We start from the raw sequence: 14,903 nt of genomic DNA on the forward strand, positions 1-14,903 counted from the left end.
TCGCGAGCAAGCTCAGCTCCCACAAGAGTCTTTGTGTATCCAGGATCAAGGTGGGTAATCAGAAGTGATACTTCAGCAAGAAGCTCGTATTGCTCTGGTTGGTCTTGAACCCTTCGCTGTCTTCGATCCCGTATTTGTTCTTCCAGTAGTCATATTCCACACCCACGTACAGCTGCTTGGCACCCAGGTTCATGGCTTTGCCCAGGTCATATTTGATTTGCGGGTTGATGTGCAGGTTGGCGTGGGAGGTGCCTTTGGCGTTGCGGTCGTTGTCCACCACCCAGTCGATGAAACCGTCGATCAGGATGTCGGACGAGCCCACGGGAATCGTGTACGCCCAAACCGGGGTGATCTGCCAGACATTGTCGCCGGCGCGTGGGCCTTCGGTCTGGCGGTTGTAGAAGTTCAGCTGGAAGTAATCGAAGCCGGGAATCGCCAGGTCGAAGCCCGGGCCGATCAAGTAGGACTCGTTGTCGCCTTCACCGAACTCATAGGTCATGGCCAGCAGCACGTCCTTGATTGGGCCCACTTCCAGTTTCTGGTCGAAAATCTTGCCGAACGACAAACGCGGGCTGAACTCGCCATAGTAGGTGTTCGGTCCCGACTGGCCGTCCTCCTTGCCGTTGTAGAAGATCCGGTCGAGGAAAAAGAAGTTGTCGCCATATTTCCAGGCATCGGCGTGTTCGAAGGTCACCGTCTGCTGGATGCGCGGGTTGACCTGGAAGTCCTTGCCGTACAGGTAAGTCAGGCTGTTGTTCTGCCATTGGAACAGATCGTCGGCCATGGCTTGGCCGCCGGCCAGCAAGGATCCTGCGAGTATCAGGCTGGTGCACGTGCGTTTCATTCGGTTTGCTCCCAAGGTAGGTGGTACCGCTTTTTTTTTGTCAGCGCTCTGGTGTGGCGCCTTTTTCTCCAAATAAAACATCCGTTCGGTCAGGTTTTTGCTTGTGGCAAATACGAGTGGTCGAGCCTGGAGAGATTCCCGGAAGGCTCGTTCAACTGTCTGGGGCTCTGTGTGTCGAGATGCAGGGAGTGGCTGACAGGCGAGCGGTCGCCTGTCAGCGGGTAGTGTGCGTAACGGGTTCAATCAGACCGGTCAGGGTCACTCAGTTGGTCTGCGCGCCTTGGGTGATCCATGCGCCGATCAGGTCCCGTTCCTGCTGGGTCATCTGGGTGATGTTGCCCAGGGGCATGATCTGGGTGGCCACGGCCTGGGCCTGGATACGCGCGGCCTGTTGCTGGATCTGCTGTGGCGTATCGAACATCACCCCGGCCGGCGCCGCACTGAACAGCGGACTGGTGGGCTTGGCCGAATGGCAGACCGAGCAGCGTTCCTGAATCACGCTGTGCACCTTCTCGAACGAAGGACCCTGGGCATTGGCGGCCTGGGCAGGTGCTGCGGCAGGCTGTGCCGGCGCGGCTTGCGGCTTGGCGCCACCGCCCACTGCGGTTTCCGGCAGCGGTTGGTACTCGATGGCGGCGGGAGCCTTGGCCACGTCCGGGGCGGTGGACACGGGCTTGGGCCCGGTGACATACGCCAGGCAGATCATTGCCAGGGCGCCGACCGGCAGCGTCCAGGCAAACCGGTTGCTGTCGTGGCGGGTGTTGAAGTAATGACGCACCAACACCGCCGCCACTGCGATCCCGGCGAGGATCAGCCAGTTGTATTGGCTGCCGTAGGTGCTCGGGAAGTGGTTGCTGATCATGATGAACAGCACGGGCAGGGTGAAGTAGTTGTTGTGGCGCGAGCGCAGCAAGCCCTTGGCCGGCAACGCCGGATCGGGTGTGCGGTTCTCGGCGATGGCGGCGACCAGCGCACGCTGTGCCGGCATGATGATGCGGAACACGTTGCCGACCATGATTGTGCCGATGACCGCCCCGACATGCAGGTAGGCACCGCGACCGCTGAATACCTTGCTGAACCCGTAGGCTGCGGCAATCAGCAGGACGAACAGGATCGCGCCGAGCAGGGCAGGGCGCTTGCCCAGGGCCGAGTCGCAGAGAAAGGAATAGACGAACCAGCCGACGAACAACGAACCGATGCCCAGGGCGACGCCTTCGGGCCCGCTCAAACTGCTACCGGGAGCCAGCAGGTAGATAGTCGGGTTCCAGTAGAACACCACGCACAGCAGCGCGATACCCGACATCCAGGTGAAATAGGCTTCCCACTTGAACCAGTGCAGGTTGTCCGGCATGGATGGCGGGGCGAGTTTGTATTTTTCCAGGTGGTAGATACCGCCACCGTGGATGGCCCACAGGTCACCGGCCAGGCCGCTCCTGGGGTTGACGCGATTGAGGTTGTTTTCCAGCCAGACGAAATAGAACGACGCGCCGATCCAGGCCACGCCAGTGATCATATGAACCCAGCGGATGCTCAGGTTCAGCCATTCCAGCAAATGTGCTTCCACAGTCGTTACCTCTCGCCCGTCACGCTTGTTCTCGCGTGATCGGACGCTTCTCTTATTGGTGGGGGTCGAGGATCAAACACTCATCCTCTTCGAAGAAATGCTCATCGCAGTTATTGCCTGTGCCACTGCGATCAACCACCAGGAAGTCATCCCGCTTTTCGATCGTCAGCACCGGGTGGTGCCAGACGCCGCGATGGTAATTGATGCCCTGCCTGCCGTTGGTGACGAAGGCGCGGACCAAGCCTGATACAGGTGCATCGCCAAGTGGCGCGACCACGATCAGAAAGGGGTTGCCGAGCAGCGGAATGAACGCCTGGCTGCCCAGCGGATGGCGCTCCAGCATGCGCACGGTCAACGGCATGTCCAGCGCGTCGGCGCGGAAGATGCTGATGATCGCCTTGTCGTCCGGCGTGGCGGTTTCAACCGTCGCCAGGCGATGGAAGCGCATGGTCGAACCGTTATTGATCATGAAGTGATCGCTGCCGTCGGTTTCGATCACGTCACCGAAGGGGGCGAAGGCTTCTTTGGTCAAGGGTTCGATCTTGAGTGTGCGCATGCTGGTCTTCTTAATCTCTTGATTTGATCGTTCCCACGCTCTGCGTGGGAACGCCTCACCGGACGCTCTGCGTCCGCTTTGCGACGCAGAGCGTCACCGTATGCATTACCACGCAGAGCGTGGGAACGATCATCGTGTCACTTCGCGACCTTGCCCAATACCCGCAGGCGGCTCACACCACCATCCGGGAACACATTCAGGCGGATGTGGGTAATCGGGCCCAGGGCCTTGATCTGCTCGGCGAAGGTGTGTTCGGCGTGCATTTCCAGTTTCTGGCTTGGCAGCAGCTCGCGCCAGAACAACGACTGGGTTTCGATCTGGCTGTCGGTACCGCCCTTGACGAAGGCGCCCTGGATCGAGCAGCTGTCGGGGTAGTTGCCCTTGAAGTGCAGGGTGTCGACGATGACTTTCTCGACCTCGCCGGCATGGCCCAGGGCGACGATGACCCAGTCGTTGCCTGGCGTGCGGCGCCGGGCGGTTTCCCAGCCGTCGCCCATGTTGACGCCACGACCCGGGTTGAGAATGTTGCTCATGCGCCCGAAGTGCTCGTCGGAGCAAGCCAGGGCGCGACCGCCGTTGAGGGCGGCGGCCAGGTCGATCTGTTCGTTGTCGCCGACGGCCGACCAGTCGCGATACGGGATGCCGTAGACCCGCAACCGGGCCACACCGCCATCGGGGTAGATGTTGAAGCGCAGATGGCTGAAGGCCTGGTCGTTGCTGATTTCGTGGTAGTGGTGGCTGTTGCCTTGCAGTTCGACGGCGGACAGCACTTCGGTCCACCGGGTGTTGTCGTCCGGCTCGCCTTCGGCCAGGAAGCAGGCTTCCAGGGACGCCGACGGTGGGTAGTTGCCGGTGAAGAATGAAGTGTCGATGTCCACGCCCTTGATCGAACCCGGTACACCCAGGCGGATCACGGCGCTGTCGTAGCCTTCGAAGCGCTTGCGACGCGACTCCCAGCCGTCCATCCACTTGCCGTTGTCATCGAACACGCCTTCCTTCCACACGGCCGGCGTTGGCTGGAACAGGCGGTTGGCGTCGGCGAACCAGTCATCGGTGACGGAGATGATCTTTGTGCCGAGACGGGCGTCGGCCAGGTTGACGAACTTCTCGAAAGGTACGGCGTAAGCTTTCATTCTTCTTGTCTGCCTTTAAATAAGTTGGCTGGGGATGCTTGCTGGCCTGGACTCAGGCTGCTCGCTAAAGGGTCAGTAGTCGGAACAACGCGATCTTGTTGATCTCCGCCAGCGCGCACTTGAACTCGGTGTCCACCGGGTTATGGATGCGGGTTTCGAACGCCGCGAGGATCTGGTGCCGGTTGCTGCCTTTTACCGCCATGATGAAGGGAAACTCGAACTTGGCCTTGTAGGCGTCGTTCAGCTCGGTGAAGCGCTGAAACTCTTCGGCCGTGCATTGGTGAATACCGGCGCCGGCCTGTTCGTTCGTGCTGGCTTCGGTCAGTTGGCCCTGGACGGCGGCTTTGCCGGCCAGGTCCGGGTGAGCGTTGATCAGGGCCAGTTGGCTGGCGTGATCGGCACTCAACAGGATGTCGCTCATGCGCTGGTGCAGTGTTTCGATCTCGTCGATCGACGGGTCCTGGCCCAGATCGAAGGCTTTCTCGGCGACCCATGGCGAGTGTTCGTAGATGTCGGCGAAGGCGTCGACGAACGCCTCGCGGCTCAAGGTCGACGGCTTGAGGGTCTGGAACGCGGTCATTTCAAGGCTCCAGGATGCGGATGGGTCTGCTGCCAGTGGCGGGCGATGTCGACGCGACGGCTGAACCAGACCTGCTCATGACCCTTGGCGTACTCGAGGAAACGCTTGAGGGAGGCGAGGCGGGCCGGACGGCCGATCAGGCGGCAGTGCAGGCCGATGGAAAGCATCTTCGGGGCCTCGGCGCCTTCGGCATAGAGCACATCGAAGGCATCCTTGAGGTATTGGAAGAAGTCGTCGCCGTTGTTGAACCCCTGCACCTGGGTGAAGCGCATGTCGTTGGTATCGAGGGTGTACGGGATCACCAGGTGCGGCTTGCCGTTGGGGGTGTTCGGTTCCCAGTAAGGCAGGTCGTCGTCGTAGGTGTCGCTGTCATAGAGGAAACCACCTTCTTCCATCACCAGTCGGCGGGTGTTGGGGCCGGTGCGGCCGGTGTACCAGCCCAGCGGGCGTTCGCCGGTGATTTCGGTGAGGATGCGGATCGCTTCGAGCATGTGCTCGCGTTCCTGGGCTTCATCCATGTATTGGTAGTCGATCCAGCGATAGCCGTGGCTGCAGATTTCATGACCGGCGGCGACCATGGCGCGGATCACGTCCGGATGACGCTGGGCGGCCATGGCGACGGCGAAGATGGTCAGCGGAATATCGAATTCCTTGAACAGCTTGAGGATCCGCCAGACACCGGCACGGCTGCCATACTCGTACAACGACTCCATGCTCATGTTGCGCTCGCCCTGCAGCGGTTGCGCCGCGACCATTTCCGACAGGAACGCTTCGGACTCCTTGTCGCCATGCAGGATGTTGCGCTCACCGCCTTCTTCGTAATTGAGCACGAAGGACAAGGCGATGCGGGCATTGCCCGGCCAGTGGGGATGGGGAGGGTTACTGCCGTAACCGATCAGGTCGCGTGGGTAGTCAGCGCTCACTGCAGTGTTCCTTCTTGTTCGTACCATGTAGGTGGCGCCCGGGCGATGAAGCAACAGCTGGCGTCACGACGATGGGTTGATTGTATACAACTTTATGCGCGATTTGTAAGCCTGAATTTTTGCATTTTTCACCGCACCCCTGGCTGGTCCTACACTGCAAGAAATCTGCCGGGTTGGTCAATTAATCATTAGAAGAGCCGTGTATCCTCTGGTTTGGCCCGAACCCGAGCTTAAGGACGAGTGGGCAAAGGGTGCGGCAAATATGTGTTTTTTATTGTGTACAATTTCAGATTAAAATGTCTTAATTTGCACATCGCCGCGGCGTTTCATGCTCTGAAACGGTGCGGCTTGTCTTTCAACTGATTCAGGAGGCGTCGGGCCGGACTGCCCAGCAGCGAGGCGCGCACAATCAATGGGACGTTTGACTACTCACGTTTTGGATGCTGCACATGGCTGCCCAGGCAGCTCGATCAAGGTCGAGCTGTACCGTGTGGAAGGCCCGCAACTGCACCTCGTCGCCAGCGCGTCGACCAACGGCGATGGCCGGTGCGATGCACCGCTGTTGCAAGGGGAGAACTACCGTTCGGGGGTCTATCAGCTGCAATTCCATGCTGGCGATTACTACCGCGCCCGGGGTGTGCAATTGCCCGATCCGGCCTTCCTTGACGTGGTGGTGCTGCGCTTCGGCATTTCGGCCGAGCAGGAGCACTATCACGTGCCCCTGCTGATTTCGCCGTACGCCTATTCAACCTATCGCGGCAGCTGACCCCAAGCAGCCGCCTGCTCCTGGAAGCGCCTGCGCATGGCGCTTCTCTGGTTTTTCGCCCGCTCACACTGCGGGCTTTTTTTTGCCTGCCTGTTACAGCCGGGCATTGTCGTCCCGGATGATGAAGACGGTGTCGGCGTGGCCAGGCAGGATCTGGGAGCCGCCCTTGAGCCAGATGATCTTGTTGGCGGCATGGGCGTCCTTGACGGCTTGCGCGGCGGCGTCGCCGACCTGGGTTTCCAGGTTCATGCCGGTCGTGTTGGGGTTGGTGTGGGTGGGCAGGGACAGCTTCGGGATCCGGGTGCGGTGCAGGCTCATGAAAAACAGATAGTCATGCCCTGTGCGCCGAAAGACCAATGCCGGAAAACTGTTGAAGTTGTTGGGTTCCATGACCGTATAGCCATGACGGCTCAGGAGGTCGGCCATGAAGCGTTTGAAGTCCACTGTCGAATACGTCGAGAGGAAGTAATCCCATTGTCGTCGGAACCGCATGGGGTCGAAGTCCAGCCGGTTCAAGGTGCCCGTCGTGGACGGGAAGGGCAGCTCGATCGCGCGCGAGGTGCTTGTAATGCCTGAAGAGGTTGGCAGAACCGAGAGCATCAATAATGGATCGCTCCATTGCGGGTGCGGTGAAGGGGTGGCTTGTTTCCAGCTGTGGAAAATCTGCCTGAGTGCGGTCAGCCCCGCTGCGTCGGCGTAAGTCGAGCTGTTGGCCAGCTCGAATTGCTTTCTGGCGATGTTTTCCAGGGTCACGGTCGTGACCTCCGGGAAAACGTCCCTGACGTAAGCCGTCAGGGGTTTTTCGAAGGGCAGCCTGGCGTCAATCTCCCAGTGATTATCCGGTGGGATGCGTATGACAGCCCTGGGCTGTTCGTCAGGCGTATGCCTGAGGATGGCCTCCAGCACATCGAAATCATAGGCGGGATGAGTGGGCGGCTGAATGTAGAGGATCGGGTAATCTCGAGCTTCCATGCGGCTCATCACCTTGTAGTGAACATCGTTCACGGTGATGAAATGGGGCAGTGTCAGCGTGGGTTTGAACGCCCAATCCCGCTTGAAGACCGCCGGGCCTTGCACAGCGGCTTCACTTTGCGGAGGAGGCGACGTCGTGCGCTGGCGTTTGGGCGCGGGCCCTTCGGACAGTTCATCGTCCGACAGGCTGTGGAGGGTGATGGTCTGGGGGGAGTCACTGCTGCCCGGCTCGATGGGCTGGGGAACCCGTCGCCACAGGAGACTGCCTTCTACTTGTTCCAGGCGTGGTCCGGAGGCGATGAGCTCGGTGCTTGATCGAGCCCGGTAGTTCTGTTCGGCATCGCGACCCAGCAACACCGTTGCACCGTCTTCCAGCTCGACGTAGGTGCGTGTCCTGAACGTCCGGATGCCAGAGGTCGCGTCTGGCGCTGATAACAGGGGGACCAGTTCGGGTGAAAGGTGATAATTGTCCAGCGACACCGGGGCGGCCTGACCTTGGGCGGACGCCTGTTGTGTGATTTCGGATACCTGGAAGGTCGTGGGCTGGGATTCTGACGCTTCGGTGTGTCTTCCCGACGGCGAGACGGATACCTGGTCCGTTCCTTCCGTCCTCATGGGACCTCTGGGTGAACTTTCCGGCGTTGTATCGCGACTGGTGCGGGATGTATCGGAGGACGAAGTTGAAACATTGGGGCGGGTGTTTTTTCTTGGACTCATTGGAAGTTCGGCTCTTGGATATCAATAATGAATATGACTTGAAACAGATGGCTGATCGTCGCCTTGAAGATGTTCATGGAAAAGGCCCGCGCAGGTGCACTACATATATATTGCGTTTGAACTAAATATCTGGAAAAGCCTGCATGAGGCTATGCCGGGTTGGATAGGGCCTTGTCCGACGAGAGTATCCAGTTCATATAAGGCAACTCCCTGGCAAATGGCGGACCCAAGATGATTGCCTGGGCGAGCATCAACGACTTGCTCGGCGTTAAACCCTCTACTAACTTGGTGCATTGTTCCCGCAATACACGCAGTGACTCGTCGTCCAAGGGGGGGTGTTGGCTGAGGCCTTCCCGGGCCACCTCCTGATAGATCTTGAGATGGTGGTCACACACGTTTGTTTTTCTAAGATCCTGCGCCGTAATAACCCGAGACTTATTTGTATCCAGGGTCCACTTGCGTGTCTTGAGGTGATAGCTCAGGGCGCCGGGAGTGCCGTCCTTGACGGCAACATTGAAGACCCTCAGTTGTTCGGACGACAACTTGGAAAGTTCCAGGGACAACGCTGCATCGGGGTCGAGCGTGGGCGCAAAATACCGACCATCCAGGGCTTCTACATAAACGCTCTCGAACAAACTGTCGACCGCATACACAACACCTTGTGTGGTGATAACGCGTATCTGGTCCACAAGGTCGTCAACTTCATAAGCGGGCAGATGAATGACCGTTCCACCGATTTGCAGCAGGTTGGATGCCAGTTTTATCTCGACCTGGCCGAGCTGTGTAGCGTCGAACTCCCACAAGGAGGCCTGGGGTAAGCGGGGGTTGGCGCTGGCCAGTGCGCCTGGCGTGGAGAGACGTAGCGTCATGTTCGTGCCCAAGTGGACAAGGTAGCTGGAGCCTTGGCCAATCAGGACTTCGACACCCGTTTGTACGGCGGCTGAAGTGAGCAGGGCGCAGGTCGCCCGGTTACCCATGTAATAGGGCTTTTTATCCAAGGGCTGAAGATAGGCGTATTTCTTTTTTGTCGGCGTGAGTGGCAGTGGTACTTCCGCTTTCCATTTCACCGGGTTCTTGTCGATGAACGTCCTGTCCAGTAATAGCCCATAGTCGGGGGTGGGTAGGGCCAGACGGTAGGATGAGCCGTCATTCAAGATCAGGATCACCGTATGATTCGGACCGAGGGCGGAAAATGCACGGCGTCCCGTGGCGGTTTTTCGCGCGGTATAGCGCTCATCTGAACTGGCCAGGTTATTCATGATGACCCGGCGATTGCCAAAGTACAGCGTCAGGCCACACGCTCCATACTTCACCGTGTCCGATTCGTCTTCCTGAATGACATGGGCGTTGTAGTGGGCCTCGATCCGAGTCAATTCGGAGGGGGCGTAGTCCAGGTGGAGCGTGGTGGAGTATTCACTTTTTTGTTTGATGTTGAGGGTGGTGAGTTCGATCAGGCGAGAAACGTAATAGCTCGTATCTTTGTCATGGGCGATCGATTGCTCGCTTTTATCATTCAGGATGGCTGGGTTTCGCGGCGTCCCTTGTTGCACCATGACGGCTTCGATGGCGAGCCAGTTGTCATGTTCGATGCTGTCGGGCAGGTCGGGCACCCAATGGAAACCGTCTTTCGTGATGAACGTCAGTTTGCTGTTCTGTAAGGACCGGGGATACGCAGTGTCGCCGTAGACGTTGTTGACGGTGACTTTGCGCACGTCCCAATCGTTTGAATCGAAGCCCGAGACCAGCACCAGGTTGCCTGCTTCAATTGCCCAGCTTTCAATCAGGTCCGCTCGCCAGTCCAGTGCGATGACGCTATTACCCACGCCGTCTTCGGTGATCGACACATGACCCGGTTTATGGGCGATGGCGTAGACATCTTCGCCAGGGCCACCGGCGGCCTCGCGGTTATTCCCCCCGAGGATGGAGATCTGGTCATCTCCCGCGCCGGCCTCGATTGAATCGTTGCCGCGGGATTTGATGATGTTCGGGCCAGCCGTGCCCTTGATGACGCTGGTCCCGCCCTCAAGCAGTTCGACATGCTCAATGCTTTCAAGGACAGTAGGGCGGTAGGCGCCGCTCGCTGTGCCATGAGGGGCTTGGGTGATGACGCTGACGTGCCCAGCGGCCAGATCGACCTGATACCCCAGCCTTGGCGCCTGACTGTCGCTGGGACCGCCGGCTAAAATCAGCGTGTCATTGCCTGCGCCCCCCATCAGGCGGCTCGGTCGGGGTTCCAGGTTCCCAGCGACCATCTCGGGTGCCCCTTCGAAAATGAACACATCATCCTTCGTTCCACCGGTCAGTGCTTTGACGCCTCCCCCGTAATGGAAGACGTTCGGCTTGTTTTCAACGCCTAGAACGGTGTCGTTGCCGCCGCCGATGGACCAGTGGATGCCTTTGTGGTCTGCCGCCGTTCCAATGACTGCGCCGGGTGTTTCAGCCGTTACGCCGCTACGTGCATCGATCCAGTCATCGCGGTCCTTGATCCGGGGACGCACGGCGGTTGCCTGATACCGCTCCCCGGTCCACCAACTCCGGGTGTTGTAGGTCACCCGTTCGAGTTCTACGGTGAACTTGCCGTTAACGATCGCTTCAGTGCTGTCTTTCAACGGCCCGCTGAGCAGGTACAAGGCATTGGCCTGGAGTCGCTTCGTCTGTTCAGCGGTTGCCTTGGCGAGGGTGTATCGGTCCTGGATATCGTCATCGGGACTGATCGTCCAGAAGGCGAACCAGCCCGTGCGGAGGCGCTCATGGACGGTGAGTTGTAGGTAATCGTCGATTTCATCGACTTGGCGGATAGCGCCCCAGATCTGTGAGCCGACCACCAGGATAAGCCCTGCGGCCAGGCCCGCAGGACCCGCTGATGTAAACCCTGCCAGCGCCGCGACGCCGAGGGTCAAGGCCATGGCGGCACTGGTCACGCTCAAGGCTGCGTTGACGTAGTGGTCGGTGGCCTCGCGGCCGGTGGAGCCGGCGGCGGCCTTGAACGAGTCGACCGCGGCGATGATATCGAAAGGAAGCGTGAGCACACTTGCAATCAGGCCGCTTCCACGCGCCAGCCGGATGGCGAAGGTCGTCTTGGCGAAATCCCCCAGGGAGCGTCGGCTGGCCTTGATCATCTGGGTGGCTTGGCGGGTCACCAGCGCTTCGACGCCGATGGACGCCACCTCGGCGGCCACGCTGGCCCCGTTGAAAAGGGTCTGGTAGGCATCCTTGTCCCGGATGGCGTCTTGCAGGCCCCGCAGGCCGCTGTAGATGCCGAAGGCCTGCAGCCCCAGGCCTGTGGGAATGAGGACCTGGCTCTTGGCTTGGTTGATCCAACTGGATGATCGTTGCACCAGCGTCTGGGTGTCGAGGTGCTGGGCCGCCCTCAAAAGCCTTTCAAGCGTGCTCCAATAGCGGCTCGGCTCAGCCTGGGTTCCAGGATTTTCCCGTAACAATGATTGCGCGGAGCGTGACCGCTGGCTGGCTATTTCGAACAGCAACGTTGGCAGCCGATAGTCGTTTGCGTCGCCGGTGAGTTTTAGACGGGTTTCGATATCACTGGCATTGAACTGCAATGAGTTCAGGAAAAAGCGATTGGGAATGCGGAAAAAAGTATTTTCGCCGTTCAGGGGCTGTCCGTCGGTTGTTGCGCCGAGTGCATTCAGGGCTGAACGGGTGACGGCCACAGAGCCGATGTGGAACGGGCCGTAAAGTTTATCCACAACTTCAAGTTGCGCCTGTCGCTGCTTGAGTTCTGAACTGAGCTGCGATTGATCGGCAACTTCGAAATCGAGCGTTTCGGTTGTGCGCGCATTGGCGTGCAAACCTATATCCGTAATGACGATGCCGTGCTCGGCATAAACGGAGGAGGGCTGAATAACCTTGGCCATTGTGAACGTCCTTGTTCAACGATGATTGAATGGCCCTCTATGTAAGATGTTTTCCTGAACGGTGTATATCGATGGGTTGTTGCCTCGTTTTGCCACTCAGTGGGCTGACAATAAAGACGCCGCGCCCGCGCCTCCAAACAAGCCTGCACTGATGCGATTGAACCAGCTCTGGCCTTTACCGGTACGCAGGTACCGCGCCGCGCCATGGGCGCCGAGGCCGTAGGCCAGCTTGCAGAGCAGGTCGAGGACGGTCCAGGTAGCGATCATGATCAGCAGTTGGGGCAGGAAGGGTTGCCCGGCGCTCAGGAACTGCGGCAGGAACGCGGCGAAGAACAGGATGTCTTTCGGGTTACTGGCGCCCAACACGAATGCTCGGCCAAACAGCGCGCGAAAGCGTGGGACGGCGGCGGCCTGGGGCACTTCGGCGCCTTGGGAGGGCTGTCGCGATTGCTGCCAGCTCTGCCAGGCCAGGTAGAACAGGTACAGCGCACCGACAATCTTCAGGGCACTGAACAGTTTCTCCGAAGCCAGCAGCAATGCCCCAAGCCCCAGTGCCGAGGCGCTCAACAAGCAGATCGAGGCGATCACCCCACCCAGGAATGCCGGATACGAGCGACGCAGGCCGTAGTTCAGGCTGTTGCCGATCATCAATAACGACAGGGGGCCGGGGATGAGAATCACCACCAGCGCGGCGCCACTGAACAACAGCCAGGTTTCCAGATTCATTGCTTTGCTCCTGATGTACAAAAGCCTCACCGAGTGGGTGAGGCGGGTGGATACGGTGTCGCTTACAAGAAGATGAACTTGGCGATGAAGATCGCGCAGAGCACCCACAGGCTGACAGAAATTTCCTTGCGTTTACCGGTGCCGGCCTTGAGCACCACGTAGGTGATGAAACCCAGTGCGATCCCGTCGGCGACCGAAAAGGTCAGGGGCATCATGATGGCCGTGACGATGGCCGGAATGCTGTCGGTCGGCTCGTCCCATTCGATATGGGCCATGCCGCCCATCATCAGCATGGCGACGTAGATCAAGGCACCGGCGGTGGCGTAGGCGGGGATCATCCCGGCCAGCGGCGCGAAGAACATGGCGGCAATAAATAGCACGCCGACGGTCACCGCGGTAAGCCCCGTGCGGCCTCCCGCCGCGACACCGGCAGCACTTTCCACGTAGCTGGTCACCGGCGGCACGCCGACCATGGCGCCGAATACACTGGAGGCGCTGTCGGCTTTCAGGGCACGGGAGAGGTTCTCGATCCGGCCATCGGGCTTCACCAGGCCAGCACGCTGGGCCACGCCCATCAAGGTGCCGGCGGTGTCGAACATATGCACGAACAGGAAGGCCAGCACCACGCTGATCATGCTGACGTTGAACACTCCGGCCACGTCCATCGCCATCCAGGTCGGCGCCAGGCTCGGTGGCGTAGACATCACACCGTTGTACTGCACCAGGCCCAGGCCCCAGCCGGCCAGAGTCACGGCGATGATGCTGATCAGGATCGCGCCGAACACCCGGTGATAACTGAGCACGGCAATCATCAGGAAGCACACGGCGGCGAGCAGCGGGCCGGGTTCACGCAACGAGCCGAGCTTGATCAGGGTGGCGGGGCTGTCGACGATGATTCCGGCGGTCTTCAGACCGATCAGTCCGAGGAACAACCCGACCCCCGCGCCCATGGCGAACCGCAGGCTCACGGGAATGCTGTTGAGCAGCCACTCACGAACCCGTGACAGGGTCAGGATCATGAACAGTACGCCGGAAATGAACACTGCACCCAACGCGGTTTCCCAGTTGTAGCCCATGGTGCCGACCACGGTGTAGGTGAAGAAGGCATTCAGGCCCATGCCCGGTGCCAGGCCCACCGGCCAGTTGGCGTACAGGCCCATCAACAGGCAACCGAGGGCGGCGGCGATGCAGGTGGCGACGAACGCCGCGCCATGGTCGATGCCGGCATCGGCCATGATGTTGGGGTTGACGAAAATGATGTAGGCCATGGTGATGAAGGTCGTCAGGCCGGCGATCAGCTCGGTCTTCACCGTGGTGCCATGCAAGCTGAGTTTGAAGATGCGCTCCAGCCAGCCACGGCTTGATGGCGGCGAGAGGTCCAGCGTCCGGGCTTCGGGTTTGCGGCTTTCCACAGCGAGTACTCCTCAACAGTTTTATTGTTATTTCCAGCGTCGCAGGCCATCCGGGGGGGCTCGCGCGCCTTGAGGCAGGTAAGGCTGGCGAGGTAGTTGACCTGCTGGTCAGAAACTCGCACGAAGCGAATTATGCTTTTGTATACAAATAAAGCAAATAATGTTTTCTGGTTTGTAGACGAAATGTCCGGCGATAGGGATATATCGCCAGAGAGGGTGCTATCGCGGGCAAGCCTTGCTCCCACAGATAGGGATCATCTTGTGGGAGCAAAGCTTGCTCGCGATGGCGATAGCTCGGGCCATGCATGACTTGATTGATATCAGTCGGCGGATACCTGACCCTTACCCAGCGCCATATTCACCGCCAACCACCCATTCACCGCCGCTTCCCCGGCCTCGGCAAACACCCGCTCCAGCAATTTCACCTGCTCGCGCCGCAACGCCTGTTCGAACCGCGCACCTTCCTCGGTCAACTCCAGCAGCCGCTTACGCTTGTCGGTCTCGGACGCGACGCTGTTGACCAGATGCATTTCCATCAATTGCCGCAACGGCATGTTCAGGGCCTGCTTGGTGACGCCCAGCAGGGCCAGCAGCTCTTTCATGCTGAGGGACGGATACCGGGCGATGAAAAAAACGATGCGCTGGTGCACGCGGCTCAACCCACGACGCTCGAGCATTTCATCGGCCTTGGCGGTGAACGCCTGGTAGCCGAAGAAAAACGCTTCCATGGCCATTTGCTGGGAAGTCGGATTTTTAAGGTCAAGCATATTGACGTATCCAGAGAGGTCGGAGTAATTTCGGTCAATCAGTTTGACTCATTTCCCCAATGCCTCGC

At 59.5% G+C, this 14,903-nt stretch carries 12 protein-coding genes; 1 reads left to right on the forward strand and 11 read right to left on the reverse strand.

The window, feature by feature from the left end:
* Positions 1-58: 58 nt before the first annotated feature.
* The 6 genes from ACODTO_RS16035 to puuE all read right to left on the reverse strand — a co-directional run bounded on the left by ACODTO_RS16035 (position 59) and on the right by puuE (position 5,600).
* Positions 59-844 carry an outer membrane protein OmpK gene (locus ACODTO_RS16035; protein ID WP_489106712.1) on the reverse strand — a complete coding sequence of 262 codons (786 nt, stop codon included), beginning with the start codon at positions 842-844 and terminating at the stop codon, positions 59-61.
* 262 nt (positions 845-1,106) lie between these two features.
* Positions 1,107-2,408 (reverse strand): urate hydroxylase PuuD, encoded by a 1,302-nt coding sequence (locus ACODTO_RS16040; RefSeq protein ID WP_139648951.1) that lies wholly within the window; start codon positions 2,406-2,408, stop codon positions 1,107-1,109.
* Between the two features lie 52 nt (positions 2,409-2,460).
* Positions 2,461-2,964 carry an ureidoglycolate lyase gene (locus tag ACODTO_RS16045; protein ID WP_024779637.1) on the reverse strand — a complete coding sequence of 168 codons (504 nt, stop codon included), beginning with the start codon at positions 2,962-2,964 and terminating at the stop codon, positions 2,461-2,463.
* A 137-nt stretch (positions 2,965-3,101) separates the two neighbouring features.
* On the reverse strand, positions 3,102-4,097 hold the full coding sequence (alc, locus tag ACODTO_RS16050; protein ID WP_139648953.1) for an allantoicase: 996 nt from the start codon (positions 4,095-4,097) through the stop codon (positions 3,102-3,104).
* A gap of 64 nt (positions 4,098-4,161) precedes the next feature.
* Positions 4,162-4,677, reverse strand: a complete 516-nt coding sequence (gene uraD / locus ACODTO_RS16055; RefSeq protein ID WP_024779639.1) for a 2-oxo-4-hydroxy-4-carboxy-5-ureidoimidazoline decarboxylase — start codon at positions 4,675-4,677, stop codon at positions 4,162-4,164.
* Complete coding sequence (gene puuE / locus ACODTO_RS16060; protein WP_041021559.1) at positions 4,674-5,600, reverse strand: allantoinase PuuE; 927 nt, start codon at positions 5,598-5,600, stop codon at positions 4,674-4,676. Before puuE ends, uraD begins: the two co-directional genes overlap by 4 nt.
* Positions 5,601-6,012: 412 nt before the next feature.
* Between puuE and uraH the strand changes: the two genes are divergently transcribed.
* The gene (gene uraH, locus ACODTO_RS16065) at positions 6,013-6,366 is read left to right on the forward strand and encodes a hydroxyisourate hydrolase (protein ID WP_139648959.1); all 354 of its coding nucleotides are present in this window, start codon (positions 6,013-6,015) and stop codon (positions 6,364-6,366) included.
* A 93-nt stretch (positions 6,367-6,459) separates the two neighbouring features.
* On the opposite strand, the gene ACODTO_RS16070 is transcribed toward uraH, so the two are convergent.
* From ACODTO_RS16070 to ACODTO_RS16090, 5 genes are all read right to left on the reverse strand, one after another.
* On the reverse strand, positions 6,460-7,953 hold the full coding sequence (locus ACODTO_RS16070; protein ID WP_489106713.1) for a hypothetical protein: 1,494 nt from the start codon (positions 7,951-7,953) through the stop codon (positions 6,460-6,462).
* Between the two features lie 251 nt (positions 7,954-8,204).
* The gene (locus tag ACODTO_RS16075; protein WP_489106714.1) at positions 8,205-11,930 is read right to left on the reverse strand and encodes a calcium-binding protein; all 3,726 of its coding nucleotides are present in this window, start codon (positions 11,928-11,930) and stop codon (positions 8,205-8,207) included.
* 96 nt (positions 11,931-12,026) lie between these two features.
* Positions 12,027-12,656, reverse strand: coding sequence for a LysE family translocator (locus ACODTO_RS16080; RefSeq protein ID WP_139648963.1), 630 nt, complete (start codon positions 12,654-12,656; stop codon positions 12,027-12,029).
* A 62-nt stretch (positions 12,657-12,718) separates the two neighbouring features.
* Positions 12,719-14,068 (reverse strand): NCS2 family permease, encoded by a 1,350-nt coding sequence (locus ACODTO_RS16085; RefSeq protein WP_139648965.1) that lies wholly within the window; start codon positions 14,066-14,068, stop codon positions 12,719-12,721.
* Between the two features lie 320 nt (positions 14,069-14,388).
* Positions 14,389-14,835 (reverse strand): MarR family winged helix-turn-helix transcriptional regulator, encoded by a 447-nt coding sequence (locus tag ACODTO_RS16090; RefSeq protein ID WP_139648967.1) that lies wholly within the window; start codon positions 14,833-14,835, stop codon positions 14,389-14,391.
* Positions 14,836-14,903: the final 68 nt, after the last annotated feature.

The organism is Pseudomonas sp. FG13, from assembly GCF_057809755.1.

Coding starts and splice junctions, on each gene's coding strand:
- ACODTO_RS16035 (WP_489106712.1), bottom strand. CDS start 844: ATGAAACGCACGTGCACCAGCCTGATACTCGCAGGATCCTTGCTGGCC.
- ACODTO_RS16045 (WP_024779637.1), bottom strand. CDS start 2,964: ATGCGCACACTCAAGATCGAACCCTTGACCAAAGAAGCCTTCGCCCCC.
- alc (WP_139648953.1), bottom strand. CDS start 4,097: ATGAAAGCTTACGCCGTACCTTTCGAGAAGTTCGTCAACCTGGCCGAC.
- uraD (WP_024779639.1), bottom strand. CDS start 4,677: ATGACCGCGTTCCAGACCCTCAAGCCGTCGACCTTGAGCCGCGAGGCG.
- uraH (WP_139648959.1), top strand. CDS start 6,013: ATGGGACGTTTGACTACTCACGTTTTGGATGCTGCACATGGCTGCCCA.
- ACODTO_RS16070 (WP_489106713.1), bottom strand. CDS start 7,953: ATGAGGACGGAAGGAACGGACCAGGTATCCGTCTCGCCGTCGGGAAGA.
- ACODTO_RS16075 (WP_489106714.1), bottom strand. CDS start 11,930: ATGGCCAAGGTTATTCAGCCCTCCTCCGTTTATGCCGAGCACGGCATC.
- ACODTO_RS16080 (WP_139648963.1), bottom strand. CDS start 12,656: ATGAATCTGGAAACCTGGCTGTTGTTCAGTGGCGCCGCGCTGGTGGTG.
- ACODTO_RS16090 (WP_139648967.1), bottom strand. CDS start 14,835: ATGCTTGACCTTAAAAATCCGACTTCCCAGCAAATGGCCATGGAAGCG.